Here is a 15,786-nt window from a genome sequence, read left to right as displayed (position 1 = left end):
CGAGCGTTACCGCTCGGCGGTCGGCCGCTGGGTCGCCCGGGAGCCGGTGATGCGATAGGCGTCGAACACCCCATCGATCTTGCGGACCGCCGCGAGCACGTGGCCGAGGTGGGACGGCTCCGCCATCTCGAAGACGAACTTGCTGATCGCCACCCGGTCGCGGGAGGTGCTGACCGAGGCGGACAGGATGTTCACGTGGTTCTCCGAGAGCACCCGGGTGACGTCGGAGAGCAGGGCGTTGCGGTCGAGCGCCTCGACCTGGATCTGGACGAGGAACGAGCTCTGGGCGCTCTTCGCCCAGCTCACGTCGACCATGCGCTCAGGCTGGTTGCGCAGACCCTCGAGGTTGCCGCAGTCGGCCCGGTGCACCGAGACCCCCTGGCCGCGGGTGACGAATCCGACGATCGGGTCGCCGGGCACTGGTGTGCAGCACCGCGCGAGCTTGACCCAGATGTCGGTGTCCGACATGCCCTCGACCACGACACTGTTCTCCGAGGTGCGCCGCGGGGTGCGCTGCTCCCCCGGCACGGTCGCCTCGGCGAGCGTCTCCTCGGCCCCGGACTCGCCGCCGACCGAGTCCACCAAGCGGCTGACCACGTTGCCGGCGGAGATGTGGTTCTCGCCGATGGCGGCGTAGAGGGCGTCCACGTCCGCGTAGCGCATCTCGGTGGCGAGCGCGGAGAGCGACTCGTGATTCATCAGCCGCTGGATCGGCAGGTTCTGCTTGCGCATGGCGCGGGTGAGCTGTCCCTTGCCGGCCTCGATGGCTTCCTCGCGCCGTTCCTTGGTGAACCAGGACTTGATCTTGTTCCGGGCGCGCGGCGACTTGACGAAGTTCAGCCAGTCGCGGCTCGGCCCGGCCCCCTCGGACCGGGAGGTGAAGACCTCGACCGTGTCACCGTTCTCGAGCACCGAGTCCAGCGGGACGAGCTTGCCGCCCACCCGCGCGCCGACCGTGCGGTGCCCCACCTCCGTGTGTACGGCGTAGGCGAAGTCCACCGGCGTCGCGCCGGACGGTAGTGAGATCACGTCGCCCTTCGGCGTGAAGACGTAGACCTGCGCGCCGGACATCTCGTACCGCAGGGAGTCGAGGAACTCGCTCGGGTCGGCGGTCTCACGCTGCCAGTCGACGAGCTGGCGCAGCCACCCCATCTCCTCCGTGCCCGCCGGCGGCGGCGAGCCCCGGCCACCCTTGGCGTTCGGGTTCTCCTTGTACTTCCAGTGCGCGGCGACGCCGTACTCGGCGCGGCGGTGCATGTCGTGGGTGCGGATCTGGATCTCGACCGGTTTGCCGTTCGGTCCCACCACCGTCGTGTGCAGCGACTGGTAGAGGTTGAACTTCGGCATCGCGATGTAGTCCTTGAACCGCCCCGGCAAGGGCGTCCACCGGGCGTGCATCGCCCCGAGCGCGGCGTAGCAGTCGCGGACGGAGTCCACGAGGACGCGGATCCCGACGAGGTCGAAGATGTCGTCGAAGTCGCGGCCGCGGACGATCATCTTCTGGTAGATCGAGTAGTAGTGCTTCGGCCGACCGGTCACCACACCCTTGATCTTCGCGGTGCGCAGGTCGTCCTCGATCTGGCGCGCCACCGTGGAGAGGTACTCGTCCCGTGCGGGTGCCCGTTCGGCGACAAGGTGGACGATCTCGTCGTAGACCTTGGGATAGAGCGTGGCGAAGGAGAGGTCCTCGAGCTCCCACTTGATGGTGTTCATCCCGAGCCGGTGCGCGAGCGGCGCGTAGATCTCCAGCGTCTCGCGGGCCTTGCGCTGCGCAGAGGCGGCCGAGACGTACTTCCAGGTGCGGGCGTTGTGCAACCGGTCGGCGAGCTTGATGACCAGCACCCTGATGTCCTTGGCCATCGCCACGACCATCTTGCGGACCGTCTCGGCCTGCGCGGCATCACCGTAGGTGACCTTGTCCAGCTTGGTGACGCCGTCGACGAGCAGGGCGATCTCGTCGCCGAACTCGCGCCGCAGCTCGGACAACGGATAGTCGGTGTCCTCGACCGTGTCGTGCAACAGCGCCGCAGCCAGCGTGGGGGGCGTCATGCCGAGCTCGGCGAGGATCGTCGCCACGGCGACGGGATGGGTGATGTACGGGTCGCCGCTCTTGCGCAACTGCCCCTGGTGGGCCCGCTCGGCGACGCCGTAGGCGCGCAGCAGGAGCTGGGTATCGGCCTTGGGATGGTTGGCGCGCACGGCGCGCAGCAGCGGCTCGACCGCCGGCGGGTTGGTGTGGCCCCGGGAGCCGAGCCAGACCAGGCGTGATCGCACCCGGGAGCTCGGTGCCACATCGGCCCCGCCCTGGGTGGTCGGTACTCGTTCACCCGCCATTGGCTCGATGGTACGGCGAATCGGTCAGTACACGAGTACCGAGTCGACCCGGTGTCCCTCCAACCTGCCGCGGCCGCCGAGATCGGCCAGCTCGAGCAGCATGGCCAGTCCGGTCACCTGGCCGCCGGCCCGCTGGACGAGTTCGACGGCGGCCGCGCCGGTGCCACCGGTGGCGAGCACGTCGTCGACGATGAGCACCCGCTGGCCGTCCGCGATCGTCTCTGGACGCAGTTCCATCCGTGCGTCCCCGTACTCGAGGGCGTAATCGACGCCGATCACCGGGCCCGGCAGCCGCCCCGACTTGCGGACGGTGATCATGCCGACACCGAGCGCCGCGGCCAACGGGGCCGCCAGGATGAACCCGCGCGACTCCAGCCCGGCGACGGCGTCGACGCTGCCCCGGTAGGCGTCCGCGAGGCCGTCGATCAGGGCGGTGAAGGCGGGACCGTCGGCGAGCAGCGGGGTGATGTCACGGAACAGGATGCCGGGCGAGGGAAAGTCGGGGATCTCCCGGATGTGGTTGCGCACCAGCTCGGTCAGGTCGGTGGGGAATGAGCCGGTGGGCGCGGGCGTGATCATCGACGTCCCTTCTTGCGGCGGGGCTGGGCGGCGTGCCCGAGGTGGCGCCCGGCGACGATACCGACACCGGTGAGGTCCGCGGTCGACGCGGTGACGTCGACGTCCTCCCCCGCCGCGGCATCGGCCTTCCGGCGGCGTTCACGCTTACCCAGCACGGTGGCGGTGTGCTTGGCGATCTTCTCGTTGCGCTCGCGCAGCGCCGCCTCGATGGGGGCGGCGAGGAAGATCGAGGACAACGTGGAGACGGCCATGCCGACGAAGAGGGCGAGGGAGATGTCCCGCAGGGTGCCCGCACCGAGCAGGAACGACCCGACGAAGAGGATCGACCCGACCGGGAGGAGACCGGTGACCGAGGTGTTGATGGAGCGCACCATCGTCTGGTTGATGGCGAGGTTGGCGCCCTCGCTGTAGGTACGTGCCTCCTGCGTGAACAGGTGCTGGTTGTTCTCGCGGACCTTGTCGAAGACGACCACGGTGTCGTAGAGGGAGTAGCCGAGGATCGTCAGCAGGCCGATGACGGAGGCCGGGGTGACCTCGAACCCGACGGCGGCGTAGATGCCGGCGGTGAGGACCACGTCGTGCAGCAGCGCTCCGAGGGCGCCGACCGCCATGGTCCAGGTCCGGAAGTAGATGATGAGGATGATCGAGATGAGGGCCAGGAACACGACGAGGCTGATGAGGGCCTGGACGGTGACGTCCTGACCCCACACCGGACCGATGAATGAGGAGGCCACGTCCTCGGCGGGGACGTCGTAGGCCTCCGCCAGCGATTGGCGCAGCTCGCGGGTTTCGACGTCGGAGAGCTCCTCGGTCTGCACGCGGACGGTGTCGTCCCCGACGGTCGACACGCGTGGTGGCTCGCCGCCGAGTTCGGCGACGGCGTCGTAGGCCGGCTGCTCCGCGGTGGAGGCGGCACCGGAGACGGTGAACTGTGAACCGCCCCGGAACTCGATCCCCGCGTTGATGCCACGCGTGCCGAGCACCAGGAGCGAGGCGAGCACGAGGATGGCGGCGGCGACGAACCAACGCCGGCGTTTGCCGACGATGTCGTAGGAGCGGCGGCCCGTGTAGAGCTCGTTGCCCCAGCGGCGGAAGGAGACCATCACCGCTCACCGTCCTCGTCCGATGCTTCGCCCGAAGGCTTGTCCGATTCCGCGTCCGCAGACGTACCAGGCGCTGTGTCGGAGGCTGTCGTCTCCGGCGCCGCGTCCGGCGGTTCGCCCGCCGGCCGGTCGGCGGAGTCGCCGTCGTTCGCCCGTGCGGCCTCGGCCGCACGCTTGCGTTGCCGGGCGCGACGCTCCGCGATGGTCAGCCGCCGGCCGTCCTCGTCGACCGCCGGTGGCAGTGGTTCGCGCGCCGGTCTGTCCGCCTCGTCGGGTGATGCGGCGGACGCCGGCGACGCGGCCTCCGTGGAGATCCCCTCGGCAGGCGCGGCGGCGCCAGCGCCGCCAGCCGTGGCAGCGCTGCGGGCGCCGACGAGCTCGCGTTCGGGTGCCGGTCGGCGGGCCGGCTGCGAGCGCCGGAACTGGCCCCGCCCCCGGTACGTGGCCGACGTCGCGCCGAGACTTTCCGGTTCCAGACCGGAGAGCTTGTGTCCGCCCCCGAAGAATCTCGTGCGTACCAGCAGCAGCATCACCGGATGGGTGAACCCGAGGACCACGACGAGGTCGACGATGGTCACCAGCCCGAGCGTGAAGGCGAAGCCCTGTACGCCACCGACCGCGAGCAGGTACAGCACCGCGGCAGCGGTGAAGTTGACGACGTCGGAGGCCAGAATGGTCCGGCGTGCACGTGGCCAGCCGTGGTCGACGGCGGCGGCCAGGGTGCGGCCCTCCCGAACCTCGTCGCGGATACGTTCGAAATAGACGATGAACGAGTCCGCCGTGATGCCGACAGCCACGATGAGTCCGACGACGCCGGGAAGCGAGAGCCGATAGCCCACCAGCCAGGACATGAGCGCGATCGCGCCGTAGGTGATGACACCGGCGAGAACGAGGCTCGCGACGGACAGCAGGCCCAGGCCGCGGTACTGCCAGAGCATGTAGATCACCACGAGCCCCGCGCCGATGAGCCCGGCCAGGATGCCGCGACTGAGCTGCTCGGTGCCCAGGGTCGCCGAGATCTGCTCCTGCGACTGGATCTCGAAGTCGATCGGCAGCGAGCCGAAGTTGAGCTGGTTCGCCAGAGTGGCGGAGGTCTCGGCGGTAAAGCTGTCACCGGTGATCTGGGCACGACCGTCGTAGATGGCGCTGTTCATCTGCGCGTTGGAGATGACCAGGCCGTCCAGGACGATCGCGAACTGGTTCTGCGGGGGCTGCATGTTGAGCAGCCGCTCGCTGAAGCGGCCGAACACGTCGGCGCCGGTGTCGTCGAACTGGAGGTTGACCGCCCACCGGCCGGTGGACATCCCCTGCTGATTGACCTCCTGGCCGGAACTGGCAGAGGTGAGGTGTTCCCCGGTGAGGGCGGTGGGGCCGAGGATGAACTTCTGAGAACCGTCCTGCGAGCACGCCACGATCGGCTGTCCCGGCGCGTCCTGCTCGCCGGCGCCGCGGTTCGCCGGATCCGCGCAGTCCAGGACGAAGTAGTCGTAGCTGACCTGTTCGGTGATCCAGTTCATGTCCGAGGAGTTCTGCGGCTCGGCCGCCGGCTGGTCGGACAGCTCGCCGTCACCGTCGCTGTCCGAGGCCTCGCGGGCCGCGCGCTCGATCTCCTCCTGGCTCGGCGGGGCCTGCTCGCCCGACTGGTCGCTGCCCTCACCGTCCTGGTCGCTCTGCCCCTGCTCGTCCTCACCCTGGCCGTCCTGACCCTGCTGCTGCTCCTGCTGCTCGTCCCAGGCCTGCGGGTCGATCGGGCTGGCACCGCCGGCGGTGAGCACCGGGCGGAAGGCGAGGTTGGCGGACTGGCCGACCAGGGCGATGGTCTCGTCGTCCGGAGACCCTGGGAGCCCGACGACGATGTTGTTCGAACCCTGGCTGGTGATCTCCGCCTCGGCGACTCCGGAGGCGTCCACACGCTGACGCATGATGGAGATCGCCTGACCGATGTCCTCGTCCGTGATCTCCGACCCGTCCGTGGTCCGGGGCGTGAGGATGAGCTGTGTGCCGCCCTCGAGGTCGAGCGCCAGCTTCGGCGTCAGCGAGGCCTCGTCGGTCGTCCGGGATCCGACGACGAGGGAGCCGAAGAGTGCCGCCACCACGACGACGAGCATGATCAAGGTCCGTCCGGGACGGTCCCGCTGTGGGCGTGACGCCACCTGTCCTTCTCTCCTCCGCTGCTTCGACCGTGCGCGCCGCGTCAGCCGCGCTTGTCGTCGTCGCCGGTCAGCCGGCCGTCCTCGCCGACGGTGGGACCGCCGGGGCGCGTCGTCGGGTCGGAGGTGTCCGTCACGGTCGACTCACCGGTCGTGTCGCTGACCGCGGTGTCGCCGATCGTGGTGGCGTCGGCGTCGGTGATCGTGGTGTCGGTCTCGTCCGTGCCGTCCTCGGTCTCCTCGGGCTCGCTGAACGGGGGCTCCTTGGGTTCCTTGACAGCGCTCTTGAGCCAGATGGTCTCGTCACCGGCGGGGCTCTCCAGGGTGACCACGTCACCGTCGACCTCGACGACCTTGCCGAAGAACCCGCCGATCGTCATGACCCAGGTGCCGGGCACCAAAGACTCCTCGACCCGCTCCCGCGCCGCCCGCTGCTGCTTCTTCCCGCGGTTCGTCACGAACAGCATGAGCGCGATCATGATCGCGAGGAAGATGAAGATTTCCATGGGGTGGTGCTCCGTCGTGTCGGGGATAACCCCAAGAGTCTAGGCGTTCGGGTGCGGAAGCGACGAACGAGCTCCTGGGTCAGTCGAACAGGGTCGCCTCCCCGGGGCGCGTCAGGCCGAGGTGGTCGTAGGCGGCCTGCGTGGCCATCCGGCCCCGTGGCGTCCGTACCACGAGCCCCTCCCGGACCAGGAACGGCTCCGCGACGGTCTCCACCGTCTCCGGCTCCTCGCCGACCGTCATGGCCAAGGTCGACAGGCCGACCGGGCCGCCGCCGAAGCGACGGCAGAGAGCCTCGAGCACGGCGCGGTCCAGCCGGTCGAGTCCGAGCCGGTCCACCTCGAAGACATCGAGCGCACCGTGCGCCGCTGTGAGGTCGAGCTCGCCGCTGCCGCGGACCTGGGCGAAGTCCTGGACGCGCCGCAGCAACCGGTTGGCGATTCGTGGCGTCCCCCTCGAGCGGGAGGCCAGCTCGTGGGCGGCGTCGTCATGCAACGTGACGCCGAGCAGGCCGGCGCTGCGACGGAGCACGTGCTCGAGCTCGGTGGCGCTGTAGAACTCCAGATGCCCGGTGAACCCGAATCGGTCCCGGAGCGGCGCCGGGAGCAGGCCGGCCCGGGTGGTGGCCCCGACGACGGTGAACGCCGGCAGGGTCAGCGGGATGGATGTGGCACCCGGCCCCTTGCCGACCACGACGTCGACCCGGTAGTCCTCCATCGCGAGGTAGAGCATCTCCTCCACCGGTCTGGCGAGCCGGTGGATCTCGTCGATGAACAACACGTCCTGCTCCTGCAGGGAGGACAGGATCGCCGCCAGATCGCCGGCGTGCTGGATGGCGGGTCCCGACGTCAGCCGCAGCGCTCCGTCGACCTCGGCCGCGATGATCATGGCCAGCGTGGTCTTCCCCAGCCCCGGGGGGCCGGACAGCAGGACGTGGTCCGGCGGGGTGCCGCGTGCCCGCGCAGCCTCGAGCACCAGGGACAACTGGTCACGGACTACCTCCTGACCGACGAAGTCGGCCAACCGACGCGGGCGCAGCGCCGCTTCGGCGGCGCGTTCGACGTCGTCCGCGCCGGTGTCCATCACCTGGTCGGCGTCAGCCACGTGCGGTCCCTCCCAGGTGCTGCAGGGCGGCGCGCAGCACCGCGGAGACGTCCTGCCCGTCCAGGGCACCGTCTTCGGCCATCACGGCCGCGACGGCCTCGGAAGAGACCTTCTCGCTCCAGCCGAGCTGCACCAGGGCGTCGACGACGTCCGAGGGCGGTGCCGGAGCTGCCGCCTCGACGACGGCCGGCGCCTCACCGACGCCCGGGCCGAGCTTCTCGCCGATCTCGAGGACGAGGCGCTGAGCCCCCTTCTTCCCGATGCCCGGCACACGTTGCAGAGCGCCGAGATCCTCCGCGGCGACGGCACGGCGCAGCCCGTCCGGGGTATGGACGGCGAGCATGGCCAGCGCCAGGCGCGGACCCACGCCGGAGACCGTCTGCAGCGTCTCGAACACCGTGCGTTCGTCGTCGTCGGCGAACCCGTAGAGGGTGAGGCTGTCCTCGCGAACGACGAGGGACGTCGCCAGTCGTGCCGTACTGCCGACCGTGAGTCCGGCGAGTGTGGTGGGCGTGGCGTACACCAGCATGCCGACGCCGCCCACGGTGACCACGGCGTGGTCCAGGGCGACGGCCTCGACCGCACCGGTGACTGACGCGATCATCGAGATCCTTCCGTGCTCGGGCTCCGCGCGGGCGAACGCGTGTACGACCTCCCAAGCTACCGTCTGGGGGCGACGGCGCCGGACCGGCGCGCCGACCGCTCGGCCTCGGCCCAGGCCCGCTGGGCACTGGTCAGACCCGGTCCCGCCGCGCGCGGCAGCGTGTCTGCGCCGCCGTACTGGGCGCGCACGGCGCTGCCCTCACCCCCGCCACGCCACGCGTGGCAGATGGCCAGGGCGAGTGCGTCGGCCGCATCCGCGGGCCGCGGCGCGGCCTCCAGCCGGAGGATACGGCGCACCATCTCCTGGATCTGCGCCTTCTCCGCGCGTCCGTCGCCCGTGACGGCGGCCTTGACCTCACTCGGGGTGTGCAGCGCCAGCGGCAGATGCGCGCGAGCGGCCGCCAGCATTGCCACTCCAGCCACCTGGGAGGTGCCGGTGACACTGCGCACGTTCGCCTGGGCGAAGACGCGCTCGACGGCGACGACGTCCGGCCGGAGCCGGCCCAGCCAGTCCTCCAGCGCCTCGGCGATGGTCAGCAGCCGCAGGTGTGGTGAGAGGTCGGCCGGACTGCGTACGACCCCGACCTCGACGAGATCGACGCGACGGCCGCCGGCGGTGTCGACCACGCCCAGACCGCAACGGGTCAGTCCGGGGTCCACTCCGAGAATGCGCACAGGCCCACTCTCGCACCGAGGGAACCGGCCGCCCGGAGGCGGCATCGGAGTGTCGCTCGCGCTCGTCAGTCCTCGGTGCCCGTGGTCGGACTTCCTCGCGCTCCGCTCGTTCCTCGCTCGCGCTCGTCAGTCCTCGGTGCCCGTGGTCGGACTTCCTCGCGCTCCGCTCGTTCCTCACTCGCGCTCGTCAGTCCTCGGTGGCGGCGGCCATGACCTCGTCGGGTGCGTTGACGTTCGAGTAGACGTTCTGCACGTCGTCGGCGTCCTCGAGCGCGTCGAGCAGCCGGAAGACCTTCTTGGCGCCCTCGACGTCGACCTCGACCTCCATGGACGGGACGAACTGCGCCTCGGCGGAGTCGTAGTCGAGACCGGCCTCCTGGACGGCCTTACGCACCTCGGTGACGTCGGTTGCCTCGGAGAGGATCTCGAAGGACTCCCCGAGGTCACTGACCTCCTCGGCGCCGGCATCGAGGACGGCGGCCAGGACGTCGTCCTCGCTCAGGCCGTCCGTCTTCGGCACCACCACGACACCGCGCCGGTTGAACAGGTAGGAGACCGACCCCGGATCGGCGAGGCTGCCGCCGTTGCGGGTGAACGCCACCCGCACGTCCGAGGCGGCGCGGTTCCGGTTGTCCGTGAGGCACTCGACGAGGACGGCGACGCCGCCCGGGGCGTAGCCCTCGTACATCACCGTCTCGTAGTCGGCGCCGCCGGCCTCCTCACCCGAGCCGCGCTTGACGGCCCGCTCGATGTTGTTGGCCGGCACCGAGGCCTTCTTGGCCTTCTGGATGGCGTCGTCGAGCGTCGGATTGCCGGCCGGGTCGCCGCCCCCGGTGCGTGCCGCCACCTCGATGTTCTTGATCAGCCGCGCGAAGAGCTTGCCGCGCTTGGCGTCGATGGCGGCCTTCTTGTGCTTGGTGGTGGCCCACTTGGAGTGACCGGACATGTGTGCTTGCTCTCTGGTCGGTTACGTGCGTGCGATCTCGTCCCGCGCCTCGGCGCCGGTCTGCTCGCGGATCATCCTGACGAAGAACCGGTGCACCCGTGCGTCTGCGCCGAGCTCGGGATGGAAAGCCGTCGCGAGCAGCGCGCCGTGACGAACGGCAACGATTCTACCCGGGTGGCGGCCGCCGACGGTGGTGGCCAACACCTCGACGCCCGCGCCGACCTCCTCGGCCCACGGCGCCCGGATGAACACAGCATGGATCGCCTCGTCACGCGCGGGGTCGTCCGCAAGGGCCGGGGCGCGCATCTCCTGCTCGAAAGAGTCCACCTGACGGCCGAAGGCGTTGCGTCGGACAGTCATGTCGATGCCGCCGAGCGTGCGCTGGTCCGGCGGCGCGTCCACCACCCGGTCGGCGAGCAGGATCATCCCGGCGCAGGACCCGAAAGTGGGCATGCCACCGGCGATGCGCTCGCGCAGCGGGGTGGCCAGCTCGAACGCGGTGAGCAACTTGTCCATGGTGGTCGACTCGCCGCCGGGCAGCACCAGACCGTCCACCGCCTCGAGCTCGGGGCGGCGCCGGATGGGCACGGCCCGGGCGCCGGCCGCGGTGAGGGAGGCGAGGTGCTCGCGCACATCACCCTGGAGCGCCAGGACGCCGACGGTCGGTGCGGTCACCGGTCCACCTCGTCCAGGTGCTCGACGGAGCCGTCCCAACCTCCGGCCACGCGCCGGACCAGCCTCGGCAGCGTGGTCGGATAGACGACCGTACCTGCCGCGACGGCGTCCTCCAGTTCGTCCAGCTCCCACCAGCGCAACTCGTCGATGACCTCTCGCTCGAGCATCGTCCACCCGGCATCGCTGACGGCTCGGGCCGAATCGACCCGGGCGAGGAAGAACTCCTCGTCCTGGCGGCAGGTCACGCGGACGAAGTCGAAGACGGCCGACCGGGTCAGGACAGGGCCGACGAGATCGCGGGGGTGGACCTCGAGGCCGGTCTCCTCGCGGACCTCCCGCACCGCGCCGTCGTGCGGGCTCTCACCCGCGTCGAGGCCGCCGCCGACGGTGAACCACCAGCTGCGCGTGGTCTCGCCGGCGTCGTGGCCACGGACCAGTAGCACCCGGTCCGCGGCATCGAGGAGGATGACTCGCGCCGCCCGCCGGTAGGGCAGACCGTCCGGGCCGCGCACCCAGTCCGGGCCCAGCTCGGCGGTCACCGACCGCCCTCGGCGCTCGACCCTTCCCGGGCGGCGCGAACCGGGGCGCCGACTGCCTGGCCGCTGCGTGCGTCCTCAGAAGTCACCCGGGCGAGTCTACGGTGCCGAGGAGGACGCCGTTCGCGCTCAGCTCTCCGCTGCGGGCGGGCACAGCGCGCCGGTGAGCTCGATCTCCTTGTCGTAGTCCGCGTCCGCCGGTGGTTCGGCGAGCTTCGTGATCGCGATCGTCCGGTTCTCCTGCGTCTGGTCGCCCGCCCGGCGCACCATGACGTACACGCTGTCCGCGTGCTCACCGACCGCGCGGACGCCGGACCGGTCGCTCGGGTGAATGGTGGTCCACTCCGGGTCGACGTCGGCGTCCTCGGCGAAGCGCACGACGTCGACTTCGACCGGGGCGTCGCACCGGCTGACCGCGCCGATGGCGATCGTGCCCTGGCAACCCGACAGCGCCAGGGCACCAACTGTCAGCGCGGAGACCAGCACGGGGGCGCGCGCACCCATGTGATCCCCCTCGAGCCCGGAGCGTTGACCGGCACCATAGCCGAGCGGCGGCCACGACGGCTCACGTCAGTGCTCGCACGACCAGGAACAGGACGCCGTAGAAGGCGTAGGTCGCCACCACGCCGATCAAGGGCCAGTAGAAGCTCCAGCGGCCGCGACGGTGACGCCATCCGGCGACGACGACCGAGGCGCCGATCAACACGACGGGGGCGGCAAGCACGAGCGGGGCGACGAACCAGTCGTTGCTGTAGTCGCGTGGCGCGGACTGCACACAACTGATCGAGAGGCGATCGGGGACAGCGCCGCTCGCCAAGCCGTCCACCCAACGCAGATCGCGGCGAGTGCCGCGAGCAGGACGAGATCGATCCACCCCTTGCGTGCCGGAGGCTGGCGGTGCCGCCGCGCACCGGACCGGTCCGCGTCCACATCGACGAACGTAGTCCGTATCGACAGCCGACGTCCGATTTCAGTCCCTGGTTCGCGCGTCGACCTCTATCGTCAAAGCATGACGCATGATGCATGACGCATGACGCATGACGCGGCTGCCGCCGCGTGCCGGCCACAGGCGTGGGGCTTCAGGCCCGAGAACGACGGCGCGGACAGGCATGCCCCCAGGGAGGACATCTGATGCTGCGACGCACGGTGTTGGCGGCCACCATCGCGGTCGGTGCGGCTGCTGCGGCCGGCTGCGACGCGATCACCGTCCGCCGGGACGATGAAGCACGCGAGCTACCCGATGCCGCGGTGAACGTCGACGGTACCGAGGTATGGGACCTTCGGCGGCGGCCGACAGCAGGCGAGGTAGGCCTCGGTGCCGACGGCGAGACCGCCGTCTACGAGACCCGGCCCGCCCGGCCGGCCATGCTCCGGCTGCCCGCCGGGACGGACGTGCGAGCACCGGTCCGGTACATCGCCTTCAGTGCGATCACGAGTGAGGACGGCGGGCCGGACAGCCTCGTCGTGAAGACCGCGACGATGTCACTGGACGAGACCGCCGGGCGCTACCGCGCGGTACTGGAACAACTCGGCCTCCCCGCCGCGGCTGCGGCAGGCTTCCACGAGGCGGCTCGCGCCGCCCGGGGCACGCAGGATGTCGAGACCGACCGGCTGTCTGCACGCCTCGGTGACCTCGACATCGGTGTGGTCGCCGACTACAGCCCACGTGCTGAGACGGGAACGGTGAGAATCGGTGGTCGGTGGACCGGCGAGTAGTCGGTCCACCTCCGTCTTCAGCGTCCCGGCGCCGGGCGTGGCGGCTCCTGCGCGCTGCGACGCACGGCATCCTCGATCAGCCGCCGGTGACGCTCGGCGGATCGATAGCTCAGCCACCATGACGCCGTGGCCGGCACTGGGTCGTCGCTTCGTCCCTTCGTGAACGGACGCTCGAGATCGTGCCAGGTGAGAGCGCCCGTGTTGAGCCGGTGGGCACGCTCCGGATGGAGGCCGACAAATCGCACGGTTCTCCCGGTGAGGAACGTGACGCGAAACCTCCTCTCGTTCCCGGCCCGGACGGCCTCGGCCATTCCGCCGTCGTGGACCCGACGCCCTCCGGTCTCGAAGCTCGCCGGGTCGATGGTGTGGTGCGGGATGACGTAGGTGCGCAGGATCGGGATCGAACGCAGCACCATGCCGTGCTCGTACAACCGATGCTCGAGGAAGAACCATTCCGCGCCGCCGAGCGCCATCGGCACGGCGATCAGCAGGAAGATCACGACCCCGACCGCCGGACCGGGCGGGCCGAACCCGGCGACGAGGCCGAACGGGAGGCCGAAACCGACCGGTACCGCCCACCCGAGCACGCGGCCCGCCGGACGGTGCACCTCGAGGAGGTCACCGAGCTCAGCCTGGTACGGGTGCGCTGCCATACCTCACGGAGTCTCGCACGTCCCGCGCTCGGCGGTGTAGCCGACGCCCGGCCGGCTCACCAGCCTCGCTCGGCGAGCCGGTGCGGCACCGGTTCGTCCTCGACGTTGAGGCCGACCATCGCCTCACCGAGCCCGCGCGAGACGTCGGCGAGCACGTCGGGGTCGTCGTAGAACGTGGTGGCCTTGACGATGGCCGCCGCGCGGCGGGCCGGGTCACCCGACTTGAAGATGCCGGACCCGACGAACACGCCCTCGGCCCCGAGCTGCATCATCATGGCGGCGTCGGCGGGGCTAGCGATGCCGCCCGCGGTGAACAGCACGACGGGAAGCTTGCCGGCCTCGGCGACCTCGCGCACGAGTTCGTAGGGGGCCTGCAGCTCCTTGGCCGCGAGGTAGAGCTCGTCCTCTGGCATGCTCTGCAGCCGGCGGATCTCCCGGCGGATCTTGCGCATGTGGGTGGTCGCGTTCGACACGTCACCGGTGCCGGCCTCCCCCTTGGAGCGGATCATCGCCGCCCCTTCGGTGACCCGCCGCAGCGCCTCGCCGAGATTGGTGGCACCGCACACGAACGGGACCGTGAAGGCCCACTTGTCGATGTGGTGCTCGTAGTCGGCCGGGGTGAGCACCTCGGACTCGTCGACGTAGTCGACCCCGAGCGCCTGGAGCACCTGTGCCTCGACGAAGTGCCCGATCCGGGCCTTGGCCATGACCGGGATGGAGACGGCGTCGATGATGCCCGCGATCATGTCGGGGTCGGACATGCGGGAGACGCCACCCTGGGCGCGGATGTCGGCCGGGACGCGTTCGAGGGCCATGACGGCGACGGCTCCGGCGTCCTCGGCGATCTTGGCCTGCTCGGGCGTGACGACGTCCATGATGACGCCGCCCTTGAGCATTTCGGCCATACCCCGCTTGACCAGGGCGGTGCCCTGCTGCGGCGCAGATGAACTGGTGACGGACTCGTTCTCGGACACTATGACCTCACGTCTGGGGAGGATCCCAGTCTAGGTGGGTGCGGGGCCTGCTCGGCGCGGGCGCTGTCAGCCCGCGAAGCCCGCACGGGCCTGGGTAACGGTGTTCAGCAGCTGGTGCTCGTCGCGGCGCACACCCATGTCGTACCGCCCCGAGAGTGCGCGCTGTCGCGTGTAGGCGAGCGTGGTGGCCGCCTTCTGGAAGTCCTTCATGGCGCGCTTCGGGCCCTCCCCGCGGGAGGCGGCCCAGCGGCGCGCGACGCGCCGGCCCTTCAGCGAGGTGAGCATCTGGATCTCGTGCGGGGCGAACCAGCCGGCCTGCGCGTACTCGCTGAGCCGGTGGTAGATCGTTGCCTTCTCGTCGTTGCGCAGCCACACCACCAGGACGATTCCGGCGACGAACAGCGGCACCTGGAACACGAAGTACAAGATCAGGTAGACCGCTCCGAGCGAGGCGGAGGCGTTCCACACCGCGTGCAGCAGCGCAGCGCCGGCCAGTCCGAGCGGGAACATCCACAGCCACGCGAGGCGGTTGGTCGCACGGGAGGCGTAACCCAGCGCGATGCCGGTGAGCGAGGTGAAGACCACGTGTGCGAACGGCGACATGACGCCACGCATGATGAAGGTCATCCCGAGCTCGGCAGCGCTCTCGGTCCGCGCGAAGTAGAGGATGTTCTCGGTGAAGGCGAAGCCCGCGGCGACGACAGCTGCGTAGACGATGCCGTCGACCGGTCCGTCGAAGTACTTGCGCCGCAGCAGGAAGATCGCGAGGACGCCCACGCCCTTGAGGACCTCCTCGACCACCGGCGCACTCACGACGGAACTGAGGATGTCGGCCCGCAGCGGGTCTCCGCTCTGGGCGTAGACGAGGCTCGCGTAGGCCGTGTTGAGCACCATGGCGCCGGCGGTGGAGACTCCGGCACCCCAGGCGAGCGCGGCGACGAGCAGCCAGCGTGGCTCGGGCTCCCAGCGGTCGACCCACATGATCGCCGCGATCACGCCGGCCAACGGCACCATTGCGACGACGCCGGAGACGACGGTGGCGCCGGCACCCATCTGACCGGCGACGTATGCGACGAGGAAGACGGCCCCGACCAGGCCGAGTGCGATCAGGAGGATCTCGACGATCAAGGTCGCCACGGGACGGGGGCGGGCCTGCGGCCACAGCGGCCCGGCGGGCGGCGCCGGGTGGGCGGGGGTCGACATGGCCCACAGCGTAGAGGGTCCCGGACGGGGT

Annotated in this window: 17 protein-coding genes; 1 reads left to right on the top strand and 16 read right to left on the bottom strand. The window is 70.4% G+C overall.

All coding sequences use genetic code 11. The annotated features are described in order from the left end of the window. Positions 1-6: 6 nt before the first annotated feature. The 13 genes from ACFSE6_RS15065 to ACFSE6_RS15005 form a co-directional block, all read right to left on the bottom strand. Positions 7-2,334: a RelA/SpoT family protein gene (locus ACFSE6_RS15065; protein WP_388008878.1), complete on the bottom strand. Its 2,328-nt coding sequence runs from the start codon at positions 2,332-2,334 to the stop codon at positions 7-9. A gap of 24 nt (positions 2,335-2,358) precedes the next feature. Then, the gene (locus tag ACFSE6_RS15060; RefSeq protein WP_388008875.1) at positions 2,359-2,913 is read right to left on the bottom strand and encodes an adenine phosphoribosyltransferase; all 555 of its coding nucleotides are present in this window, start codon (positions 2,911-2,913) and stop codon (positions 2,359-2,361) included. Beyond that, a complete protein-coding gene (gene secF / locus ACFSE6_RS15055) occupies positions 2,910-4,016 on the bottom strand; it encodes a protein translocase subunit SecF (protein WP_388008872.1) in 1,107 nt (368 codons plus the stop codon). Before secF ends, ACFSE6_RS15060 begins: the two co-directional genes overlap by 4 nt. Beyond that, complete coding sequence (secD, locus tag ACFSE6_RS15050; RefSeq protein WP_465254167.1) at positions 4,016-6,124, bottom strand: protein translocase subunit SecD; 2,109 nt, start codon at positions 6,122-6,124, stop codon at positions 4,016-4,018. Before secD ends, secF begins: the two co-directional genes overlap by 1 nt. Before the next feature lie 86 nt (positions 6,125-6,210). Next, entirely contained in the window at positions 6,211-6,672 is a 462-nt protein-coding gene (yajC, locus tag ACFSE6_RS15045; RefSeq protein WP_388008866.1) for a preprotein translocase subunit YajC, read from the bottom strand. A gap of 79 nt (positions 6,673-6,751) precedes the next feature. Continuing rightward, positions 6,752-7,753: a Holliday junction branch migration DNA helicase RuvB gene (ruvB, locus tag ACFSE6_RS15040; protein ID WP_388009133.1), complete on the bottom strand. Its 1,002-nt coding sequence runs from the start codon at positions 7,751-7,753 to the stop codon at positions 6,752-6,754. Between the two features lie 13 nt (positions 7,754-7,766). Beyond that, positions 7,767-8,378 (bottom strand): Holliday junction branch migration protein RuvA, encoded by a 612-nt coding sequence (ruvA, locus tag ACFSE6_RS15035; protein WP_388008863.1) that lies wholly within the window; start codon positions 8,376-8,378, stop codon positions 7,767-7,769. A 56-nt stretch (positions 8,379-8,434) separates the two neighbouring features. Continuing rightward, entirely contained in the window at positions 8,435-9,052 is a 618-nt protein-coding gene (gene ruvC / locus ACFSE6_RS15030) for a crossover junction endodeoxyribonuclease RuvC (RefSeq protein ID WP_388008860.1), read from the bottom strand. Positions 9,053-9,239: 187 nt separating this feature from the next. After that, positions 9,240-9,998, bottom strand: a complete 759-nt coding sequence (locus ACFSE6_RS15025) for a YebC/PmpR family DNA-binding transcriptional regulator (protein WP_388008857.1) — start codon at positions 9,996-9,998, stop codon at positions 9,240-9,242. A gap of 21 nt (positions 9,999-10,019) precedes the next feature. Next, positions 10,020-10,673 (bottom strand): pyridoxal 5'-phosphate synthase glutaminase subunit PdxT, encoded by a 654-nt coding sequence (gene pdxT, locus ACFSE6_RS15020; protein WP_388008854.1) that lies wholly within the window; start codon positions 10,671-10,673, stop codon positions 10,020-10,022. Further along, positions 10,670-11,212 carry an NUDIX hydrolase gene (locus tag ACFSE6_RS15015; protein ID WP_388008851.1) on the bottom strand — a complete coding sequence of 181 codons (543 nt, stop codon included), beginning with the start codon at positions 11,210-11,212 and terminating at the stop codon, positions 10,670-10,672. Before ACFSE6_RS15015 ends, pdxT begins: the two co-directional genes overlap by 4 nt. A 126-nt stretch (positions 11,213-11,338) precedes the next feature. Further along, the gene (locus ACFSE6_RS15010) at positions 11,339-11,713 is read right to left on the bottom strand and encodes a hypothetical protein (protein WP_388008848.1); all 375 of its coding nucleotides are present in this window, start codon (positions 11,711-11,713) and stop codon (positions 11,339-11,341) included. Between the two features lie 61 nt (positions 11,714-11,774). After that, positions 11,775-11,984, bottom strand: coding sequence for a hypothetical protein (locus ACFSE6_RS15005; RefSeq protein ID WP_388008845.1), 210 nt, complete (start codon positions 11,982-11,984; stop codon positions 11,775-11,777). A 356-nt stretch (positions 11,985-12,340) separates the two neighbouring features. On the opposite strand from ACFSE6_RS15005, the gene ACFSE6_RS15000 reads away from it, so the two are divergent. Then, positions 12,341-12,925 (top strand): hypothetical protein, encoded by a 585-nt coding sequence (locus ACFSE6_RS15000; RefSeq protein ID WP_388008842.1) that lies wholly within the window; start codon positions 12,341-12,343, stop codon positions 12,923-12,925. 17 nt (positions 12,926-12,942) lie between these two features. On the opposite strand, the gene ACFSE6_RS14995 is transcribed toward ACFSE6_RS15000, so the two are convergent. The 3 genes from ACFSE6_RS14995 to ACFSE6_RS14985 form a co-directional block, all read right to left on the bottom strand. Then, positions 12,943-13,578, bottom strand: coding sequence for a hypothetical protein (locus ACFSE6_RS14995; protein ID WP_388008839.1), 636 nt, complete (start codon positions 13,576-13,578; stop codon positions 12,943-12,945). Between the two features lie 56 nt (positions 13,579-13,634). Beyond that, on the bottom strand, positions 13,635-14,552 hold the full coding sequence (gene pdxS, locus ACFSE6_RS14990; RefSeq protein WP_388008836.1) for a pyridoxal 5'-phosphate synthase lyase subunit PdxS: 918 nt from the start codon (positions 14,550-14,552) through the stop codon (positions 13,635-13,637). A 66-nt stretch (positions 14,553-14,618) separates the two neighbouring features. Then, positions 14,619-15,755, bottom strand: coding sequence for a PrsW family intramembrane metalloprotease (locus tag ACFSE6_RS14985; protein ID WP_388008833.1), 1,137 nt, complete (start codon positions 15,753-15,755; stop codon positions 14,619-14,621). Between the last annotated feature and the right edge of the window lie 31 nt (positions 15,756-15,786).

This window comes from Georgenia deserti (genome assembly GCF_042680605.1).
GTDB classification, from domain to species: domain Bacteria; phylum Actinomycetota; class Actinomycetes; order Actinomycetales; family Actinomycetaceae; genus Allobogoriella; species Allobogoriella deserti.
Note: the sequence above shows the minus strand (reverse complement) of the source record. Positions and strands in the feature narration are given on the sequence as shown.